Raw genomic sequence first — 20,758 nt, forward strand, 5'->3', positions numbered from 1 at the left:
TGACATATCTCATAAGAAAACTGCTTTATATCATCTGATATTTGTTTTGACATCAGCAATTTCTTTCTATACTTGCATACGAAAATAATATGATACTGTAACAAATATTTGTGTCTGTTTTTGATTTCCACGTTTCCATAACGCAAGTATAGCACAAACCTCCGCTTCCGGCTACCTTAACCCACCGTCTAAAGCCAGTGGGATTGCGGTAGCCCTATTTCAACGGGATTTTGCCAATGCTTCGCATTCCGAATCGGCAAAATCCGCGACCACAACGGTATCGTACGGAATTTTCAGTTCTGAAAATTCCTATCCGCGAAAAATAACGAAAGCAACAGCTGTCGTAAAACTTCATATAGAATTTTGCATTCTTTTTTGATATAGTAATGATAGCATAGATTGATGTAATGCGCAAATTAAGATGAAGGACAGACACACAATATGACCGAAAAACCGAACCGGACTGCCGAGATGGCAGATATCCTCCACCAGGCCTCCATGCTCTACATGGCCTCCAATCTCCCGATCGACTATGGGACCGGGACAAAATACACCTCCGTGGAAGTCCATATGTTAAAATATATCATCGATCATCCGGGAAAAACAGTCACCGAGCTCTCCCGCGAATGGGACCGCACCAAGCCGGCGATCTCCCAGATGTTAAAACGCATGGAACAGAAAGGTCTGATCTCCTGGACGACCGAACCCGGTAATAACAAAAAGCAGCTCTACCATGCCACCGAACAGGGGATCCAGCTTCACAGCGCCCACACCGAATACGATATGAACGTCTTTGGACAGACGCTCGCCTATCTCCGCGAAACCTGTTCCGATGAGGAGATCGAGACATGTTTTCATGTACTGAAGGAGTATACGAAGGCGCGGAGACGGAAGCATTATCAGGCGAAGTAAATTTGCACTCCTGTTCTGGTAAAGCGAAAATCTGTGTCACTGTTGTCAAAGAATATTCGCAGTCAGCCTTCAGTATTTGCTTATTCCTTTACGCAGCAGAAGCAAAGGATGTCCCTGACTCAGTTAAAGATCAAAAGTCTTATCTGTTTGGATCATGACATGCTCCGGCATTTGTTATAAAAAAGAAAAGTCCTCCGGATCTTACTTCCGTAGGACTTTTCTTTTTTCATCCAGCAGGCTTTTTTTCTACCCGTATCTGAGTATTTTCTTTACTGCTCTGCTGCCTCTTCCAGTACATTTTCTTCTGCTGCATCCTCTGTGTTCGGCTCAGACTCTGCTGCTGTTTCTGTTTCGTTTTCTGTTTCCGCCGTTTCTGCATCTCCGGAGTTTTCGACATCTTCTGCGTCTTCGGTGCTTTCTTTGCTGTCTTCCTCCTTAGTCTCATCACCGGAAACATTCTTTTCAGAAATCTCAAAGTCTTTCCCGGAAATATCTTCTGAAACGACCGGCTTCTCTTCCTTAATAGGATCTGCGTTGACAACCGGGATTTCTGTATTCACGATCATTTCCGGAAGTTCGATTGCCATAGTAGATGCTTTCTCGATGACCTGTTTGCCATTTTTATCCAGTACTACTTCCAGATCTTCATATCCTTCTGCGCTGATTACAACAACATTCTCATTTTCTGTAAATCCAGCTTTATCAAGGGAAATCTTTCCGTCTGTCGTGGCCAAAGAATATGTATTATCTCTATAATATCCTTTTTCGTATGCTTCTCCGTTTACCGTGACACCTGTGATTGCCTTCATCCAATCATCATTTCCCATTCCCACTGTAATCGTATAGCTGCCAAAGAAATAGTCTGTGTCACCCACAAGTGGAGCAGGCTTTTCCTCTGACTCCTCCGGTGCTTTCTCTACGAGATTTCCCTTCTGATCGAGAATTACTTCCAGATCTTCATATCCTTCCGCACTGATTACAACAACATTCTCGTTTTTTGTGAATCCGGCTTTATCAAGAGAAATCTTTCCATCTGTCGTTGACAACGAGTATGTATTATCCCTATAATATCCTTTTTCGTATGTTTCTCCATTTACTGTGACACCTGTGATTGCCTTCATCCAATCATCATTTCCCATTCCCACTGCAATCGTATAACTGCCAAAGAAATAATCTGTGTCACTTACCGTCGGAGCCTCTTTTAACCGACCATTATCGTCTCCTTTTTCTTCCTCTTTCTTTGTGATCTCAAACTCAACCGTCTCCACGCCATAATACTGCGCCGAGATCTCCACACTGTACTCGCCAGCCTCTTTAAAGAGATCTTTTCCGAGTAACAGGCTTGCTCCATTGATCGTATATCCGATCTTTTCGAAAAGGCTCTCCTGTCCATCCGGAGAAAGTGTCTTTTTCGTTCCGTCCGGTCTTGTAAGCACAATGCTCTGGAGATTCTTCCAGATATCACCGGTCTCATCCGCCGTGTTGGTGATCGTCACTTCTGCTCCGGTCTTGAAATCACCGCCAGCTTCCAGTGCTACATCTTTGAGATCCTTTGCAATCGCAATATTGAATACTTTATCCTCATACCCGTCAACTTTGATGGTCACTTTATTGTCTTTATCGACTGCAAAGAGTGAGCTGTCAAGAACAAGAATATTGTCTTCCAGTCTGTAAAGCCCCTGATCAACCGCCTGATAGGAATTGCCGTTCAGGTAGATTTTTCCGTTTTCAACAATCTTCTGTAAGTACGCGGTGTCATCCGACATGATCCGGACATCCTGTCCTTCCGAAATTTCATTGACCTGATCGCCATTCTCATCGACCAGAACAAGCTTTGGTGCAGTCTTTCCAAGATAGGATCCGCTCATCATCGTCCCACCGAGGCGATTATCTTCAAGCACATATTTTACCGCATACGGGCGATTCAGGGTTTCTGCTGCGCTCTCATCTGCAATATAGTCTGCAAAGCTTAAATATTCCCCGTTCTCATTTTTCGCTTTCTCAACTGCATCACGGTATTCTGCAAAGGAATAGAATGTTGTCCCATCTTCCCCGATCACCGCATCCCAACCGCTCATATCGTAATTCCAACGATCCGCGATTGCCTGGGCAGATTCATTTTTCACTCCGATATTCTGAAGGAGAAGTGCGTTCGTGAGCAGATCCGCATCGAACATCAGATCTGCGGACATCGTCGTGCTTCCGCCTTCTGCTGCATTTCCGCTTCCACTTGTGCTTCCGCCGCTGATGGATGCGCTGGACATCGCATCAATTCCATAGATATCTTCTGTAACTACACTGTTCTGCGCAGCTGCACCTGTGCTCACGGTAAATGTGTAGCTCATATCCTTAAATCCGGTAGAATGTACAGTGATCGTATATTTTCCTGCTTCCGGAATATTGTTGCGTCCGTTTTCTGCATTCTCATCATTGTAAAGGACAAACGTGTTTCCGATCAGATACCAGTCACGGATCTTCTCCAGTTCGGTCGTATTTCCATGCGGATCTGTAAGTTCCACCTTGCTGACCGGAATCTCGATTCCATAAGTCATGTTCTTCACTTCAAAGTGAATATTCTTTCCGCTTGTAATCGCTCCAGCCTCTTTTAAGACCATGCTCGGAGCCGTTCCGTTTACAACCTCGATCGGTATCAGTGTATTCTTTCCGCCGGAGGTGATGCGCAGGTAATAAGAACCGTTCGAGTAGAAATTCGACTGGCCCAGCGGTACAATGATCTGTCCAACCGTATTTCCGTAATGCTCCCCCAGCTTCTTCTCATATCGGAGATCACCGTTGATCGTATTGTTGTAACCCTTTCCAGATACCAGTGCTACTTTTGTGATCTCATCAAACCACTGTTTGTCCACCTCTTCCGTATAGTTAAACATTACGACAGCCTGTCCGCCGACGCCATACAGATTACTCTTGTCCTCTGTCAGCTCTGCTGCCGGTGCATAGTAACGGATCCCGCTCTTTTCCTCTCCGAGATCAAAGGTCGTTGTCTCCGGTTTCCGTCTGATATTTCCGTTCTCATCATAGTTATCAAGATTATAATCCCACACATATACAGATCCATGTGCCAGAAAGGCAGCCGGTGCTGTATTTTCGCGAACTTCCGGTGCTTCCGGATTCTCATTTTCGCTCAGACGGATGATCTGTGTTTCTCCATCTTTTCCTGTCACGGCAAGAACCGCCGGGTTTAAGTTTGTAATCTCCCATTTTGCAATGGTTCCGTCACGATCTACTTTTGTGAACGCAGATGTCACATCGGTTCCATCGACTGTGAGTGTGCAGTCATCCAGGGAGTAGCCTTTTGCAAACGCAACCGTCACATACTGGCTCCATCCGAGATCCACCAGCTTTGTTTGGCTCTCTACAACAAGAGTTTTTGTCTCCGGAGTTTCCTCATTTCCGGAATCATTTCCGCTGTCTCCCGGTTTTTCATTGCTGCCGGTATTGTTTCCATTGTCCCCTGTATTTTCATTATTTCCGGAATTGTTTCCGCTATCGCCTGCGTTTCCGTTGTTTCCGGAATTATTTCCACTATTGTCCGTGCTTCCGTTATTACCTGAATTGTCCCCACCGATATCGGTGCTTCCGCCATTTTCAGAACTGCTTCCATTGTTGCCTGTATTTCCACTGTTGGAGGAATTCCCGCCGGAACTGCTTCCTGAATCGCTGTCCGAAGATCCATCACTTCCACCGGATCTTTTTCCGGATGTCTTCTGCTCACCACCCGGTGCATCATACTCTTTTCCGTTTGCATCAACCCAAGCACCGTTCGCATTTACCTTGTAGCCATCCGGTGTCGTACCGTCATGTGCCATTTCACCGGACGCACTCAGATAATACCAGCGGCCACCAACCGGAACCCAGCCGGTTGCCATACTTCCGTTCGCCCACAGATAGTACCAGTCCTTTGTCACCGGATTCTGATACCATCCGGTGATCATATTTCCGTCTTTGTCGAAGCGATACCATTTCCCGTTCTCAAAAAGCCACTGGTCTGCGGCATATTCACCTGTAACACTTCTGTATTTCCATGCTCCTGTCTGCATCGACTGCTCCCATCTTCCTGTCGGGATCGCAGTCGCTGCCGGAGACACCATGGTCGTCATCGTCATAGATAATGCAGCGGCTACCGCCACTCCCTTGAATCCATTTTTTCGAATACCTTTCACCTTTTATCCTCCTCGTATGTTCAATTCAATTTGAATGCTAGCACATTATAGCAATTCAATGGTGTTTTCTCAATAGATTATATGAGAATGATTTTCAATATCATTTATATGGGAAATTTTCTCATTAACACAAAACTTATACTCGTAGACATTTCGTATCACGCGTAATCACTTGCAACACCATTCATCTTCACGCGAGTGCGTATCTTAGGCACGCAGTGCCTTTTTGTTTACCTGGAAGTTCCATCGGAATTTTCTGTTAAACAAAAAACTGGTTTTATGTACATTCTCTGCACACAAAACCAGTTCGTCATTCTCCCGATATTCTTTTATCTCCTACGGCTTACAACTCTTACAAGCCTCATATCCCTCTTCGATCAATTTCGACCGTTTTCCCGTATACTCTTCCTTATTTTCCGCCTTGATCTTCTCGACAGAGGTACAATCCGGGCGGTGGAACTTCATGGTCTTTGTATTGAGGATGTAGGTACCGCTCTCCGAATCAGATGTTTTCGAAACTGTACTGCCGGAACTGCCCGCGGACGTGTTCTTTCCGCCCGAAAAAGTATTTGCGCCATTTTCGGAAGCGCTGCTATTCCCGCTGCCTGCAGCAGCTGCGCTTTTGGCGCCTCCATCTTCCGCCAGCCAGTTATCCCCGGTCGCATAGTCGATCGCAACGCCCGGCTGGACATTATAGACATAGACACAGAACAGGACGCCGTCTCCATCGTCCTCCACCGACTCCGCTTCCATCAGAACGCCGGAAGCCAGAAGATTGTCTCCCTCAAAGATCGGTGTTACCCGGTAGAGCACATGGTTCCCGGTTTCTTTTACATAGTCGGCTGTCAGGTTTTCGAACGGCAGCATTCCCTGGACATTCAGATATCTTGTTCCGGTAATCAGGTTCTTCTCATTTGCATTCTCCGCCGTCAGCTGGTATCCGATCAGGTGGCAGCGGTTATACACATATTTTCCATCCACGAAGTCATACTTCTTATTGTGCCAGCCCGTCGGCTTGACCTCCCCGATCGAGCCGCGTTTTTCCGTCGGCATCGTATCCGTACTTACCGAAGCGTATGCCACGCCGCATCGTCCCAGCGCATCGAGGTCACTGTAGCTCTCAAAGGAGACATCCGTGAGATCGCTCTCCGAAAAATACGGAACATTTCCATTGACCGCAACATACGGTGATCCGGAATATTCCGGAATATCCGATAACAGGAAGGTTCCGGAGCTTCCGCTCGTTTTCGATGAGCCGGAATTGCTTTTTCCTGACTGATCACTGCCCGCTCCGGATGCTTTTGATTCCGCAAGATCTCCCAGAATATTTCCTGCTGCCTGTGCAATATCAGTCGCCGCGCCTGCTCCCGATGCGACATCCGCGCCCTGGCAGGCAGTTACCGCGAGTGATACTGCGGCGATCACGCCGAGCAGCCATTTTCTTAAATTTTTCCTCATCTGTCATTCTCCTCCGATGTCATGATTCTATTCCGTTCTTCCCTCTGAAAGATTTACCTCACATAACGTTCTCTCGTGATCTTTTCATGGGACGAACCGGCAAACTCTTTCGTTTCTACACAGTTCCATCCTGAAAGATCGACCGGGAAATACACATCCGCAGGGTAATCCCGGTTCCACCGGTACAGATAGATTTCCTGTATCCGCTCTTCCTCCCCGGAAAGATCCGCATCTTCCGCAAAGCAGAATTCACCTTCGCCCGCTTTCTGCAGGAAATCTTCCTCCACACGGATCTGCGTCATCCCTTCTTCCACGAACTGCTTTTTACTGTAGGCATCCATCCACAGGATTTTTCCTTCTGTCAGCTCCAGGATATCCCCGCGCAGGATCCGGTCCTGGCTCTGTCTGCGGTGATTGAACATCATCCCGTTATGGTCATCCACACATACGATCAGTATCATATGCTCCCCTCCCCTTGTATCATATCTTTCGATCCTATCCCGTATTCTACCACATTTCCGCCTTGCAGGCAACCATATGTTCGATTCCTTTTCCTTTTGTAAAGTTTCTTTCAGCAGCGGAATCCAGGGTAGAAACAGGCAGATCCAGAATTTTTACACGAAGAATTTTTCTGACTTTCCATCAAAAATTCTTGACATAATCTTCCTCCGGTGCGATAATAAGACCGTTGAGAGATTTCAGACATCTCACAATTTCATAAACGGGCTTGTAGCGCAGTTGGGAGCGCACCACATTCGCATTGTGGGGGTCGTCGGTTCGAATCCGATCAGGTCCATAAAAAACACCATCCGTTTTCCGGATGGTGTTTTTGTTATCACCTCTGTTATTTTTGTTCCATCGGAATTTTCTATGGAACAAAAAAGCTGTTCACCCCTGCCACAAGTCCGTCTGCCAGTTTGCCCAACGTCGCGTCATCATGGGCGGAAGCTCCGTCTCCAAGCTCAATATCGATACTCGGGATCGTAGAGTAGGAAGTCTGGGTCAGATCCATCTCCATGGAGCCGGAAGAAAAGATCTTCACTCCGTTCTGTTTCAATCCGGAAACCAGCGCACCTCCAAGCTTATTGTGGGACTCCCAATGGGATTTTACCGGCTCCATCGCGCGGTAAGCGGCATTATTCGGCACACTCATATAGAAGGCGCCTTTGTCCTTTTTTGTCGAATCCCAGTGAAGGGCGATGTGGCAGTCTGCCGTGTTATTCGCCATCACGGTTCTCGCCACATTATCGAGCTGGACATCCTTTCCGTCCCGGATCATCAGGACATCATATCCCGCCGCGAGAAGCTTGTCGCGGAAGATCTGTGCCATCCGGAGCGTCACCGTGCTCTCCGCTGTTCCGTCCGCAAACGTCATTCCGCCGGATACCGCGACAGCCTTTGTCGCTCCGGCCGATGTCGTTCCGCTCGTCACCTTCACAGTCTTATCCGGGTGACAGTAGGTCTTGACACTCGCACCGCCCGAAGTTCCATGACCGGCGTTCACGGCGATCACTTTATTTTTTCTATTTGCTGTTCCATTGTGATAGTAGACCGCATGTCCGCTGTTGATCGCGGAAAAATCCGCATATTTCCAGCCGGAGTTCATTCCGACCTGCCATGCCTTGTCCACGTACGCTTTTAAGGAATCAGGGACCGTAACGGTTCCATCTGCGGAGACTGCAGCCGTACCTCCGGCTGCCGTACTCGTTGAGCCGTTTCCCGCCTGCGGTTTGCTGGCCGCCAGGTAACGGCTTGCCACATAGACCGTTGTTTTGGAACCTCCCACCTGGATCTCGCTCCACTCTCCGTTATTTTTTACTCTTGAAACCTCGGTCCCTCTCGATAAGGTTCCAAGCACCTTCCCGGAAGCTGTCGATGGCTGGCTTCTGTAGTTTAATTTGGAAGCGTTCACATAAACGGTGTCCGCAAGAGCGGTCATCGGCATTGTCATCGTAAACAGCGTGAACAGTCCCGCACACAGGACTGGTTTTAATGTTTTAAATCGCTTCTGTTTTCTCATCTTTTTCCTTTCCTGCCTCAAAAGGCACCCCGTTTTCCTTCCGGTTAAATATACATGAACCTCTGCGCGTGATCCATTGTCCCCGGACCATGTGCGCCTTTGCAAAGCGTCTGTCTCCGTCTGATCTGCCTAAGATAAACAGCCCGGTATCTCTACCGGACTGTTTATTCTGATTTATATTTTTGATCGTATAACTTTTAGTCTCCTAATACGTTCACGATCTTCGCAGGTGTACGATAATTCCATGTGGAAATCTTGATACCGGATTTTGCATTGGACGCATGGCATACCTGACCATTACCGATGTAGAGAGCTACATGGTTGATTCCGCCGCTTCCGGAGTAGAATACAAGGTCGCCCGGACGCATCTGGCTCGATGTGATCGACTTTCCGCTTCCGGACTGTGCACCGGAGTTATGCGGCAGGGAAACACCAAACTTCGCCATGACGGACATCGTGAATCCGGAGCAGTCTGTTCCGTTTGTCAGGCTCGTTCCGCCGTATACATAGCGGTTTCCGACGAACTGTACCGCATAGTTCGCGATCTGCGCACGCTTGGAGGAAACGCTTCCGGACTTCGATCCGGCCGCTCCGTCATTTGCACTGCTCTTCTTTCCGCTGCTCTTGGAGCTGGAACTACTCTTTCCGGTGCTGTTCTTCGTATTGCTCTTACTGTTAGAGGTATCCGCAACTTCAACAACCGGTGTGTACTTGATCGCCTCTTCAAGACCATACTTAACATCCACGTAGTCACTGGACAGGTATGCATCCTGATCATCGATCTCGATCTTGACCCAGCCGTCCTGCTGATCCGCGACAAGGAATCGCTCACTGTTGGAGATCTGTGTGTAGATCGAAGAGTTCGTATTCGGCTCCGTCCGGACATTGACACCGTCCGTATTGGAGATCGCCATCAGTTTTGCAACCTGGAGAGCTTTATCTTTCGCCTGCTGTCCGGTCAGGATATACTCGGATTTGACATAACCGGTGATATTTCCGGAACGGATCTTCAGCCATCCTGCAGTCGATGTGTCGAGGATATCACATCCCGCATTGCTCGGCAGCTTCGCGATAATCTTGCCCTTCGTCTCATCCGGGTTATCACGGACGTTCAGGTAGTTCGATACATTGGAAACACCGAGGTTATCATAGAGGCTTAAGACGGTCTGTCTCATATCCTGCTTGATCGCTTCATCCAGGGCATATTTTACCGTGACATAATCCGCGGAGATATATCCGTCGGAAATCTGGATCCAGCCGTCCTGCTGGCTCTTGATGTCGTATCGCTCATTCTTGAATACCTGGTCCACCACGTCGGCATCCGCCTTCGGCTCGGAACGGACATTTAACTTATCCGCATCGATCACGGCGCGTTCCGCCACGTTTTCAGCAGCCAGTTTCTTCGCCTCATCCCCTGTGTAGACATACTGGGAACTCACATATCCCGTCACACCGCCGGATGAGATCTTATACCATCCTTCTGTCGAAGTATCCAGGATCTCGCAGGCACCGCCTTTCGGAAGTTTTCCGACAACCTCTCCGAAGCTCTCCGGCGTCTTTCTGACGTTCAGATATCCGGAAACCTCCGCGATACCGAGATTTGCATAGCTGTCCACGATACTCTGAACCGTCTTTTCGAATTCTTTTGATTCGATCTCCTCGGCGGAAAGCGTTGTCTCGAGAACGATATTTTTCTCTTCTCCGCTCTCGGATACCGCCTCGGTCGTCTCCAAAGAAGCCGCTGCCGTCTCGACCTTCATGCCGCCAAACGTGTCTTTATGGTTTTTGATCATGGTTCCCGCGACTGCGACAACTGCAACGATCGCAACAGCCGTACCGCCTGCTGCCAGGATCTTCATATACGGCATCGCCGCTTTTTTCTTCTTGATCTCGCGAAGTCTCAGGATATTGTCGCGCTGGCTCGCCTGATGATCCTTCTTCGGGCGTTCAGGCTGTCTGCTTCTGTGAGTTTCTGAACTTCGTTCCGAACGTGTCCTATGTACCGGCTCATGCTCTGCTTCAGCAGTTTCTGCCTGATCCGCTCCCAGAGTCTCAGATTTTTCATTCTCCGGCTCCGTTTCCTGTCCCTGCGCTGCAGTATCATCCGGCTGCTGATCCGCTTCCTGTGGTACAGACTCCGTCTGCATCTGAGGAGACTGTTCCGCCGTATTGCCGCCTGACGGCTGCTCCGCGTTCTGCCCGACAGTTTCATCTGCCGGAACTTCCGTAATCTGATCCTCCTGCGCTGCGTTCTCCACGCTCACCGGATCTTCCTTTTCTGTTTCTTCCATCATTTCTCTGTCTGACATGTATGTTCTCCATCATCCGCCCCATGGACGGTTTTCATATCTTTTCGTAACGGCTTCATCCTTTTACCGTCACATCATTTACCTCTTTTTTACTCTACCCGTAATTGTAACAATCCCGGCGGAGCCTGTCAAATTTTTTCCACCGGGATTTATAATAATTTTATTTCAATTTTCTTAAAAATCTGGATTTTCTGCCGGAATTCGCCTATTTTTAATTCTTACCCAGCGTCTGGAAATGTTCCATGCCGCCGTAGAGAGACTTGATCCGCTCAAACTCCTCCCGGTCAAGAAACTCAAGTTTTCCTTTTCCGAACGCCTTCGCCGCCTCGATCATGAAGCGCGCCGCGTCGTCAAGGTCCTCCATGTGCATAGATCCTGTTGCGCATCCGGCAACAATGGTCTCGGTAGTGATCGCCACGCCCACCACCGGCGCTTTGGTGGCTGTCGCAGGCTGCAGGATGCTGTTCAGGTGGAAGATCCCGTTTCCATACGGCGTGATGTCCTGCTGCGTCAGCGCAAATACGTAGGGCAGCTTTCCGGTCGTCATCTGCATGACATCGAGAAGATCTTCGCTGACCCTCAGGATATATCCCTGACATACGGTCGGGGAGATCGCAAAACCGCGGTGATTGATGATCCGGTTGCCCTTTGTGGTATCCACGACGAGGACTGCATCCAGGTCATCCGTCACCTCCTCCTTATTTACCTGCCATGTCTCCACCGGGGAGTTCATAAACGGCACCGGTTCATGTGGAACCGTCGGTGCATCCGGGCAGACATGCGTGGAGACGAAAACGTCCCCCTCAAGGAAATCGCCTTTTGTCTGCATTCTCAGAAGTTTTGCAGCTACTGCGAGTGCTGTCAGTGCACCGTCGCCGTCCGAGACAAATCCTGTCTGGTCAGGTCTCGCGCCAAGTCCTCCGAGACGTCCGAGGATCCCGATCGTTCCCGCACTTCCGCCTTTCGACTTTCCGTTCTTCCCGGGGATCAGGATCCGCACCATGTCCGTGTGACCGTTCGGTCCCGCCAATGGATATGTCTCCGCCTGGCACATCGGGTTGATGGCTTTCAGATACTCTACCACTTCGCTGCCGGACGCTGACGCACTGTCCAGAATATCAAACAATTCGATCAATTCTTTATAAAGCATAAAACATCCTCCTTTTCCTGGTCTTATTTCCATTATTTAAAATAGCCCTGTTCCTCATAGTACCGCCGAGCCCCGTCATGAAGCGGGACCGGGAGATCCAGTGCACGGAATTCTTTGTCATCCATTGCCCGCATGAAATCCTGTCCGGCTGTATACACAGGTCCGTTGACCTCCAGCGCCCAGGCGATCTCATGGGCAAGTTTCTCGTCCATGTCCGCAGAGACACAGACCAGGACTTTCTCGCAAAATGTCGTGATCTCCTCATCCTGGTTTTCGTAGGTTTCCGCCGGGATCGTGATCTTACTGTACTCCGGGTGTCCGGCCAGGATCGCATCCAGCTCTTCGTCCGTATAGGATAAAAAGCGGATCCTGTTCTCCGATGCCAGATCCTTATAAGCTGAAACCGGACTCTCCGTGAACGCATGGATCCCGTCCGCCCACTGGTCGCGGATCCCGTCGGCTCCCCCTTTGATCCCGTAGTACCAGATCTCGGAATTTTCCTCATTGATCCCCAGAACGTCAAACACTTCCCCGGACACTTTTGCAGTCTCAGAACCTTCATTTCCGGCCGCGAGCGGATGTCCCTTTAACTCCTGTACCTCAGAAAGTCCCCGTTCTTTCAGGGATGCCCAGGTGGAGACGATCGGGTAACAGGCCGCGATCGCGCGGAGTTTTTCCTTCTTTTCGCCTTCGCACGCTCCGGTTCCCGTGTATGCCTCCAGAGCCGCCCCCGCCGGAACGATCACCAGATCATACGTCCCGTCAAACAGATGATCCATACTCACATAGGCGCCTTTCGACGGCCATGTCTCCACATAGATCCCCGGAACTGTGTTGCTGATGGTCGCCGCCACGGCTTTTCCGGCCCGGTCCATCACGCTGTCCTCAGTGAAAGTCCCCATAATGAGTTTCCGTGTCTCCTGGCTATCAGACTCCTTATTCGAACATGCGGACAGCACGCAGGACGCAACAAGAAGAGCCGCCATTCCCGCGCACACCCGCTTCTTCCTGTTTTTCAGCATTTTCATCATGCGATATATCCGTCCACGCAGACAGCGCCATACGGGCGGATGCTCATGCGGTACGCACTTCCCGGTCCCATGGCCTTTTCGATATAGGTGATGTACTCGTCAGCCACACGGTTCGGCAGCATCGCCATGATAACGCCTGCGAATCCGCCTCCGTGAACACGGCATGCGCCGCAGCCTTTCTCCTTGATAAATAACTCCGTGAGAGCCAGCGCGGATGTGATCCCCTGCTCCTCAGAGCCCGGAACATAACAGTTCTGGAGCCATTTCCAGGAGGAATTTCCGGATTCCGTGATCAGATCCAGGAATTCGTCGAAGCGGTTCTCCTTTAAAGCCTTTACTTCTTTCTCCACGCGCTTGTTCTCCTCAAAGAAGTGGAGTGCACGTAAAAATGCGCGGTCGCCCGCCTCTTTTCTCACTTTTTCTGCGTTGTCGATCACTTCTTTTTCCGTGATGTCCGCGCAGAACTCTTTGCCGAACACGGCTGCCACGCGTTTCATCTCATTCGGGATTGAGGAATACTCTTCACTCAAGTCTGCATGTCCCTTTCCTGTCTGGACGATGATCAGACTGTGATCCTGCGCGCCGAAATCATAATCGATCTTCTCAACGGCCGGTTTTAACGGGTTCTTGAAGTCGATCGTGATCATGCCGCCAACCGCGCATGCCATCTGGTCGAGAAGTCCTGATCCCTTGTTCCAGTATTTGTTCTCCGCATATTTGCCGACATGGGCATATGTAACGACGTCCACTTTGCCGTCATTAAAGAATTCGTTGATCATGGAGCAGATCAGCATCTCATAGGATGCGGAGGAGCTGACCCCGGCGGAGCTGATCACGTTGCTCGTAATGTAGGCATCGAATCCGCCGATCTGATATCCCATCTCCTGGAAACCTGCCAGCATTCCTTTTGTCAGATCGATAGTCCCCGCCATCTTGTCGCTCGGCTTTAAGTTATTGATATTGATCGTGAATTTCTGGTTGTATGTCTCACTGATAATGTGGATCTCGTCGGTTCCGTTTGCTGCCGCACAGGCTACGCAGTCCAGATTGATACTTCCGGCCAGGACCTTTCCGTTGTTGTGGTCCGTATGGTTTCCACTGATCTCGGTACGGCCTGCGGAGGTAAACATGCTTACATTCTTCTCCCCAAACGCCTGTCCGAATTCCTCGAGAACATGCTCATAGCGCTTCTCATTCTCAGCGGCGCCGGTTCCGTACATCTCCTTAAAAAATCCGGACGCTTTCTCGCTCTGTAATGCTTTTTTTGCAGCTTCTCTATCCATAACCCCAATCTCCTTTTCGATCCGCTCTGCGGATATTTTGTTTACGCTAACAACGAGCCAAAGTTCGCGCTTGCGCGAGACCTTGGCGACTGTCGCGATAACAAATTCTTTTTTTCGCTTTTCTTCATGAAAAATTTTCTTTTTTACGGTATGTTCCAGTGAAATGCAGCAAAATCCGATTGAAAAGAAACTTTCTATTATTATATAATACTTCTTATATGTGTTGCAAGGAAAACTTTATCTTCGTCGTGATAAGCTTCCATATCTTTCAGGCGGTGAGCAAGCCGCTCACGCTGGTCCGACTCATGCGTCAGGCCTCACGCACATTCAACTTAAATGAACATGAATCAGAAAGGATTTTATATATGTTGCAAACCGACTGGGGCGGAAAACCGTACCACTCTCTCGACTATGAATTAAAGAAGCAATTTGGAAAAAAAATCTATAAGATCTCCTTAGACGGCGGCATGACATGCCCGAACCGCGACGGAACACTCGGCACAGGCGGCTGTATCTTCTGCAGCGCCGGAGGATCCGGGGATTTCGCGGAAAAACGCACCTCTTCCCTTAAGGAACAGATGGATCTCGCAAAAACCCGTGTTAGACGCAAGATATCCGGAAATGACAATTCCTACATCGCCTACTTCCAGTCTTACACGAACACATATGCTCCGCTCCCTTATCTGGAACAGCTTTTCACTGAGGCTGTCTCTTTCCCGGAGATCTGCGGTCTTTCCATCGGGACAAGACCGGACTGTCTGCCGGATGGGACGGTGAAATTATTGGCAGAATTAAACAGGAAAAAACCGGTATGGGTGGAGCTTGGACTGCAGACGATCCACGAGGATACAGCAAAACTCATCCGCCGGGGATATGAGCTTCCTGTCTTTGAGGATGCGTACCGCAGATTAAAAGCTGCGGGCCTCACCGTGATCGTCCATGTGATCCTCGGGCTCCCTGGAGAATCGAAAGAGCAGATGCTTAAAACCGTCCGATATCTCGGAGCTCTGCATGTGGACGGGATCAAGCTGCAGCTCCTTCACGTCTTAAAAGGCACTGATCTCGCAGCTCTCTACCGTTCCGGCGCTTTTCGCACGATGGAGCTGCCGGAATATCTGGAGCTCATCGGAGACTGTCTGAAAATCCTCCCGCCCGATACCGTGATCCACAGGATCAGCGGGGACGGACCGAAGTCTCTGCTCATTGCGCCGGAATGGAGTGGAAACAAGCGGCTTGTTTTGAATTCGATCGCGAAATATCTGAAGGAGCAGAAAATCTATCAGGGAATGGGGCTTTTGTAAGTGCAAAAAAGTCCGGTTTTCATGAGAGAAAATTTCTTTTTCCCACTGAAAACCAGACTTTTAATTTTTTTCAAAACGGTTGCTGCTTTCCTTCATTGTTCTGATCCACAGTCAGTCATTTCATTACAAAGCATGTGATTCCCGTCTGTCATAGACACGCCCTTTGGTTTTATTGTTAATTTTATACCGCCGCGATAATTCCGCCGTCTCCCGCGTAGACCGTCGCAAGACCGGCCATCTCCGTCACGATGATCTCCTTGAATTTTGCAGTCTGCTCAAACTTTTCTTTCACATACTGCGCGCGCTCCGGTGCATTGCAGTGTGCGATCGTAAGGCGTTTATCTTCCGTTGTTCCTGCCTCTTTTACGACGATCTCCACCATTCTCTGAAGCGCTTTCTGAATACCGCGGGCCTGATCGAGCTTGATGATCACACCGTGATCTGCGCCCATGACCGGCTTGATATTTAACTTTGTTGCGAAGAATGCCTGAAGTCCTGTGAGACGTCCGTTCTTTCTCAGCGTATCGAGTGTCTCAAGAACGAAATATGTCTTCTGTCTGTCGCGGTATTCCAGTGCTTTCTTCACGATCTCATCAAACGGGAGCTCCTGCTCACACAGTTCCTGGATATAAAGCGCAAGATTTACCTCTCCCGTGGAAGCCGACTCAGAATCGATCACCGCGATATTCTTCTTTCCAGTTCCGAACTCTTCCTCATAGAGATTCTTCGCAAGAACCGCACTGTTGTAGCATCCGCTTAAGTGGGAAGAGATCGCGATAATAAAGACATTCTCCTCCTCACAGCAAAGAGCATCCTTAAATGTCTCCGGAGACGGGCAAGCGGTCTTCGGGCATTCCGGGCTCTCCTTTACGATCTGAAGAAAACGCTTCTGGTCAAAATTCTCATCATCGATAAACTGGTGATCTTCCACCATCAGCGTAAACGGGATCAATGTAAAATGCGGATCTTTTCTCTGCTCTTCTGTAAGATCCATACAGCTGTCCCCGATAATTCTATAATTCATACTGCTTCCTCCAGCTCTATTTCCTATCACGGCTCTGATATATTTTTATTTGTTCCCCGTGATGTAGTATTCAATACCATATATTATAGAGTGGCTTTTATAGAAAGTCAATAGGATGACAGTATTTTGCCGACGCTTCGTATTCTGAATTGGCAAAATCTGCAGCCGCAGCGGTATCATACGGAATTTTCAGTTCAGAAACTTTCTGCCATATACAACAACGGTTTCCAGGTAACAAGTGAAAACACGCTTCGCGAGTTTCCCCTTGTTATCGCGACAGTCGCCAAGGTCTCGCGCAAGCGCGGACTTTGGCTCGTTGTTCGCGTAAAAAAATTCCCTGCCGGACAAACAGGTGTTATCATTTCTCTTGTCTGTCTGGCAGGGAGCATATCAACGTGTGTCCGCAAGTGTCAGGATCACTTTTTACACATCTTTTCTCGATCCGATCATTCCCATCTTCTTCAGATAGGGAGCGACCGTTATTTCATCTCTGCGAAAATCTCCCGCCCGGGATAAACAGCGTTCGGATATGCGCAGTGATTCCAGTCATACTTCCCTGCAAAACCTCTTTCATGGATCAGAAGTCAACTTCTGTTCCATAATAAGTGCAGGTAAGCAGTTTCGCCATCGCCTCCGGATCGATCGGTCTCGGGTTGGAGCCGGTACATGCATCACCGACGGCAAGTTCTGCGATATGATCTACCTTCTCCTTGAACTCATCCTCATTGATGCCGAATTCTTTTAATGTCTTCGGAATATTCAACTTCTCGTTGAATTCATTGATCTTAGCACAGAGACTGTTGATCAGTGCCTGTCTGGATCTTCCTTCCAATCCCATTCTTCTCGCGATCTCCGCGTAACGATCAGCCGCAACCGTATCTTTCGCATTATACTGAATCACATACGGAAGATAGATCGCATTTGCACATCCGTGCGGGATATGTCCGGTGGAGAAAGCAGCACCTGTCTTGTGAGCCATGGAATGCACGATTCCTAAAAGTGCGTTGGAGAATGCCATTCCCGCGAGACACTGTGCGTAGTGCATCTCTTCTCTCGCATGCTTATTTCCGTTGTAGGATGCCGGCAGATATTCAAGAACCATCTCGATCGCCTGGAGTGCCAGCGGATCTGTAAACGGTCCGTTCAATGTGGAGACATAGGCCTCGATCGCATGTGTCAGGGCATCCATACCGGTATATGCAACCTGTTTGACCGGAAGTCCCATAACGAGATCCGGGTCCACGATCGCAACATCCGGAGTAATATTAAAGTCGGCAAGCGGATATTTCACGCCTGTCTGATAATTCGTGATAACGGAGAACGCAGTCACCTCTGTGGCTGTACCGGAAGTAGACGGGATCGCAGCGAATTTCGCTTTCTGTCTCAGTTCCGGGAAGCTGAACGGAGTGATCAGATCTTCGAATGTTGTTTCCGGATACTCATAGAAGGCCCACATCGCCTTCGCCGCGTCGATCGGGGAACCACCGCCCATCGATACGATCCAGTCCGGTTCGAACTTGCGCATTGCTTCCGCGCCTCTCATAACTGTCTCTACGGACGGATCCGGCTCAACCCCCTCAAAAACCTCGACTTCCATTCCGCCTTCTTTTAAATAATTAACCGCCTTGTCAAGAAATCCCTGGCGCTTCATGGAACCACCGCCGACAACAAGGAATGCTTTTTTGCCCTTCAGATTCTTTAACTCTTCCAGACATCCTTTTCCGTGATAAATATCTCTCGGTAATGTAAATCTTGCCATATGTTCCGTTCTCCTTTCACAAAGCTGTCCTTTCAGACATTGATGCAGTGTTTATATCGCATATTGAGCGAAAAAGATCTGGCGAATATCCTGCCTGGTTTCCTTTTTCCCTTTGAGAGTATTATATCATTGTTAAATAATTAACGCAAGTGATTCCCGGTTTATATTCTGATATTTTTATGTGTTTTAGCTTTACTTTCTATATAAAGCAGTCTGTTCTTTTTTCAGTCTTATAATTGCTTGTCAGTTTTTTTCATTCCACAGCAACTTGACTGATCGTATTTTCCTAACTGTACTCTCTCATATGCCTTGCATAACTCAGCAGACCGATCATTTGTTCAGATTCGGGGCTCACAGGCATTTTCTCCTTTTTACACTCGCGAGATTTCATAAATATCTTCCATCGGGATCTTGTCTCCCTCTTCCAGGATCAGCAGCTGCTCCGCCTCGTCCACTCTTTTTATATGCCCCGAGGCTGTCACATATGCACCGCCATCCTTTTTTTCATCGGGGACGAAGAAGGTCACCGTAATTTCAGGGTGAATCTCCTTCTCTTCCAATATCAGCCGTATTTTCTCATCCAGCTTCTCTTTTTCATATTCATCCAGCTCGATCCGCTTTTCCGTGATCCGTTCCGTCTCCCTCAGGACCGCCCCGAAACCGGTGAGTGCCGCAAATGGAGCAAACTGGGCTGCCCGGTCCCCGATCGGCATCCGGGGATGCCTTGACCTTGTCGGATATGGAAGATCAATGATATCTCTGTATGTCTCCCACGCACTCATGCCTTGTGACCTCCGATCTGGCTGTTTCTGGTTACCGCTGTCGCTCCCTCTTCCAGGTTCATTCCCTTTAGGATCGCGTTTTTTCCGAACTTTTTCTTGATCTCCAGAACCGCCTGCTGCATCCGTTTTTCCCGTGCCAGATCTTCCGCTTCCTTCTTTTTCTGTTCCAGCTGCGCTCCGTAATCAGTAAAGAGATCCAACTGTTCGTATGTTTCCTTCTTTTGCTCCGCTCCCTCACAGGCAACATGGTTTGCAGAGAGCGCGATCCGCCGCACCAGAAGTTTCGGATTCATGATCTCATCGTAAAGAGACATCACTGCGTCCGTGATCCGCTTTGTGGAAGAAGTATGTCCGCCAAGATTTTTAGAACCATGGGCATGTTTCGGGATTCTTCTCCCGTAACGGTCGGTAACAATCTCACCGCCATAATTTCCCTTTCGTTTCGGATCTGTCAGGTTCTCGATATCGTACCCCACCGTCAGGACCACCTGATCCGTCGTCAGTTTCTTATCCACAAGATCCAGCGCCAGAAGGTCTGCCATCTCCCGGACAACAAGTTTCGCTTTTTCAACGGTATAAGGGCAGGCGAGAACCTGTCCCGATCCGACACTGTGATTTTCCGGTTTATATGCCTTAACGTCCGCGATCGTACACGGTTCATATCCCCAGGCGTGATCGATCAGAAGTTCCGCATTGATTCCGAACAGCCGGTACAGAAGATCTTCATTATAATAATCCCCGTCACTTCCGAGTGAACACCTTGCGATATCCCCCATCGTATAAATTCCCCGCTCTTCCAGCTTTTTCGCATACCCACGTCCCACGCGCCAGAAATCCGTCAGCGGGCGGTGATCCCACAGATTTCTTCTGTAGCTCATCTCGTCCAGTTCTGCGATCCGGACTCCGTCCGCATCCGGCTCGATATGCTTCGCCATGATATCCATAGCGATCTTGCAGAGGTAAAGATTTGTTCCGATCCCGGCTGTCGCCATGATCTTTGTCTGTTTCTGAATTTCACGGATCATTTGGACTGTCAATTCGTGGGCCGTCGCATGATACGTTTCCAGATACGAAGTCAGGTCGATAAACACCTCATCGATCGAGTACGAATGAATATCTTCCGGAGCTATATATTTTAAATAGATCTGGTAGATCATCGAACTGATTTTCATGTAGTGCGCCATCCGCGGCGGCGCGGCGATAAAATCCAGGGCGAGATCCGGTCTTGCTGCCAGTTCATTCGCCTCGCAGGAACTTCCCGTAAATTTTCCTCCGGGAGCGTATTTCTTTCTCTCCCGGTTCACCTCCGACACTCTCTGCTCCACCTCAAAAAGGCGGGCACGCCCGGGAATCCCATACGCTTTCAGGGAAGGTGACACCGCAAGACAGATTGTTTTCGAAGTCCGGCTCCGATCTGCAACGACAAGATTTGTCGTCATTGGGTCCAGATTTCTGTCTACAACCTCGACGGAGGCGTAGAATGATTTCAGATCGATTGCAGCGTAGATCCTGTTTTCTCTGCCTGTCGTATCTGCCATTGCTATTCTC

The 20,758-nt window shown here is 49.0% G+C and carries 14 protein-coding genes, 1 tRNA gene and 1 pseudogene; 3 read left to right on the forward strand and 13 right to left on the reverse strand.

What is annotated here, in order from left to right:
* Positions 1 to 139 (reverse strand): annotated as a pseudogene (locus V2546_RS02915) (transposase); the annotation flags it as partial.
* 302 nt (positions 140 to 441) lie between these two features.
* On the opposite strand from V2546_RS02915, the gene V2546_RS02920 reads away from it, so the two are divergent.
* A complete protein-coding gene (locus V2546_RS02920; RefSeq protein WP_215702860.1) occupies positions 442 to 912 on the forward strand; it encodes a MarR family transcriptional regulator in 471 nt (156 codons plus the stop codon).
* A gap of 269 nt (positions 913 to 1,181) precedes the next feature.
* Here V2546_RS02920 and V2546_RS02925 read toward each other — a convergent pair whose 3' ends face one another.
* The 3 genes from V2546_RS02925 to V2546_RS02935 form a co-directional block, all read right to left on the reverse strand.
* Positions 1,182 to 5,093 (reverse strand): hemoblobin-interacting domain-containing protein, encoded by a 3,912-nt coding sequence (locus V2546_RS02925; RefSeq protein ID WP_329751521.1) that lies wholly within the window; start codon positions 5,091 to 5,093, stop codon positions 1,182 to 1,184.
* A 336-nt stretch (positions 5,094 to 5,429) separates the two neighbouring features.
* Positions 5,430 to 6,551, reverse strand: a complete 1,122-nt coding sequence (locus tag V2546_RS02930; RefSeq protein ID WP_329751522.1) for a DNA/RNA non-specific endonuclease — start codon at positions 6,549 to 6,551, stop codon at positions 5,430 to 5,432.
* A gap of 53 nt (positions 6,552 to 6,604) precedes the next feature.
* Entirely contained in the window at positions 6,605 to 7,012 is a 408-nt protein-coding gene (locus V2546_RS02935) for a ribonuclease Z (RefSeq protein ID WP_118529588.1), read from the reverse strand.
* A 262-nt stretch (positions 7,013 to 7,274) separates the two neighbouring features.
* Between V2546_RS02935 and V2546_RS02940 the strand changes: the two genes are divergently transcribed.
* Positions 7,275 to 7,347 (forward strand) — tRNA-Ala (locus V2546_RS02940).
* 72 nt (positions 7,348 to 7,419) lie between these two features.
* Here V2546_RS02940 and V2546_RS02945 read toward each other — a convergent pair.
* From V2546_RS02945 to V2546_RS02965, 5 genes are all read right to left on the reverse strand, one after another.
* Complete coding sequence (locus V2546_RS02945; protein ID WP_329751523.1) at positions 7,420 to 8,571, reverse strand: N-acetylmuramoyl-L-alanine amidase; 1,152 nt, start codon at positions 8,569 to 8,571, stop codon at positions 7,420 to 7,422.
* A 197-nt stretch (positions 8,572 to 8,768) separates the two neighbouring features.
* Positions 8,769 to 10,880 (reverse strand): SH3 domain-containing protein, encoded by a 2,112-nt coding sequence (locus V2546_RS02950; RefSeq protein ID WP_329751524.1) that lies wholly within the window; start codon positions 10,878 to 10,880, stop codon positions 8,769 to 8,771.
* 211 nt (positions 10,881 to 11,091) lie between these two features.
* Positions 11,092 to 12,030, reverse strand: a complete 939-nt coding sequence (locus V2546_RS02955; RefSeq protein ID WP_329751525.1) for a DUF1177 domain-containing protein — start codon at positions 12,028 to 12,030, stop codon at positions 11,092 to 11,094.
* Between the two features lie 32 nt (positions 12,031 to 12,062).
* A complete protein-coding gene (locus V2546_RS02960) occupies positions 12,063 to 13,061 on the reverse strand; it encodes a TAXI family TRAP transporter solute-binding subunit (protein WP_329751526.1) in 999 nt (332 codons plus the stop codon).
* Positions 13,058 to 14,344 (reverse strand): galactokinase, encoded by a 1,287-nt coding sequence (locus V2546_RS02965; protein WP_329751527.1) that lies wholly within the window; start codon positions 14,342 to 14,344, stop codon positions 13,058 to 13,060. The genes V2546_RS02960 and V2546_RS02965 overlap by 4 nt, the downstream gene beginning before the upstream one ends.
* Before the next feature lie 365 nt (positions 14,345 to 14,709).
* Between V2546_RS02965 and mnmL the strand changes: the two genes are divergently transcribed.
* The gene (gene mnmL, locus V2546_RS02970; RefSeq protein WP_329751528.1) at positions 14,710 to 15,645 is read left to right on the forward strand and encodes a tRNA modification radical SAM protein MnmL/YtqA; all 936 of its coding nucleotides are present in this window, start codon (positions 14,710 to 14,712) and stop codon (positions 15,643 to 15,645) included.
* A gap of 181 nt (positions 15,646 to 15,826) precedes the next feature.
* Here mnmL and V2546_RS02975 read toward each other — a convergent pair whose 3' ends face one another.
* The 4 genes from V2546_RS02975 to V2546_RS02990 all read right to left on the reverse strand — a co-directional run bounded on the left by V2546_RS02975 (position 15,827) and on the right by V2546_RS02990 (position 20,748).
* Positions 15,827 to 16,669, reverse strand: a complete 843-nt coding sequence (locus tag V2546_RS02975) for a DegV family protein (protein ID WP_329751529.1) — start codon at positions 16,667 to 16,669, stop codon at positions 15,827 to 15,829.
* Positions 16,670 to 17,246: 577 nt separating this feature from the next.
* Positions 17,247 to 18,428, reverse strand: coding sequence for an iron-containing alcohol dehydrogenase (locus tag V2546_RS02980; RefSeq protein ID WP_329751530.1), 1,182 nt, complete (start codon positions 18,426 to 18,428; stop codon positions 17,247 to 17,249).
* A 371-nt stretch (positions 18,429 to 18,799) separates the two neighbouring features.
* Positions 18,800 to 19,210 carry a YolD-like family protein gene (locus tag V2546_RS02985; protein WP_118529583.1) on the reverse strand — a complete coding sequence of 137 codons (411 nt, stop codon included), beginning with the start codon at positions 19,208 to 19,210 and terminating at the stop codon, positions 18,800 to 18,802.
* Positions 19,207 to 20,748, reverse strand: coding sequence for a Y-family DNA polymerase (locus tag V2546_RS02990; protein ID WP_329751531.1), 1,542 nt, complete (start codon positions 20,746 to 20,748; stop codon positions 19,207 to 19,209). Before V2546_RS02990 ends, V2546_RS02985 begins: the two co-directional genes overlap by 4 nt.
* Between the last annotated feature and the right edge of the window lie 10 nt (positions 20,749 to 20,758).

The organism is Clostridium sp. CM74B_53, from assembly GCF_036318045.1.
GTDB lineage: Bacteria > Bacillota > Clostridia > Lachnospirales > Lachnospiraceae > Pilosibacter.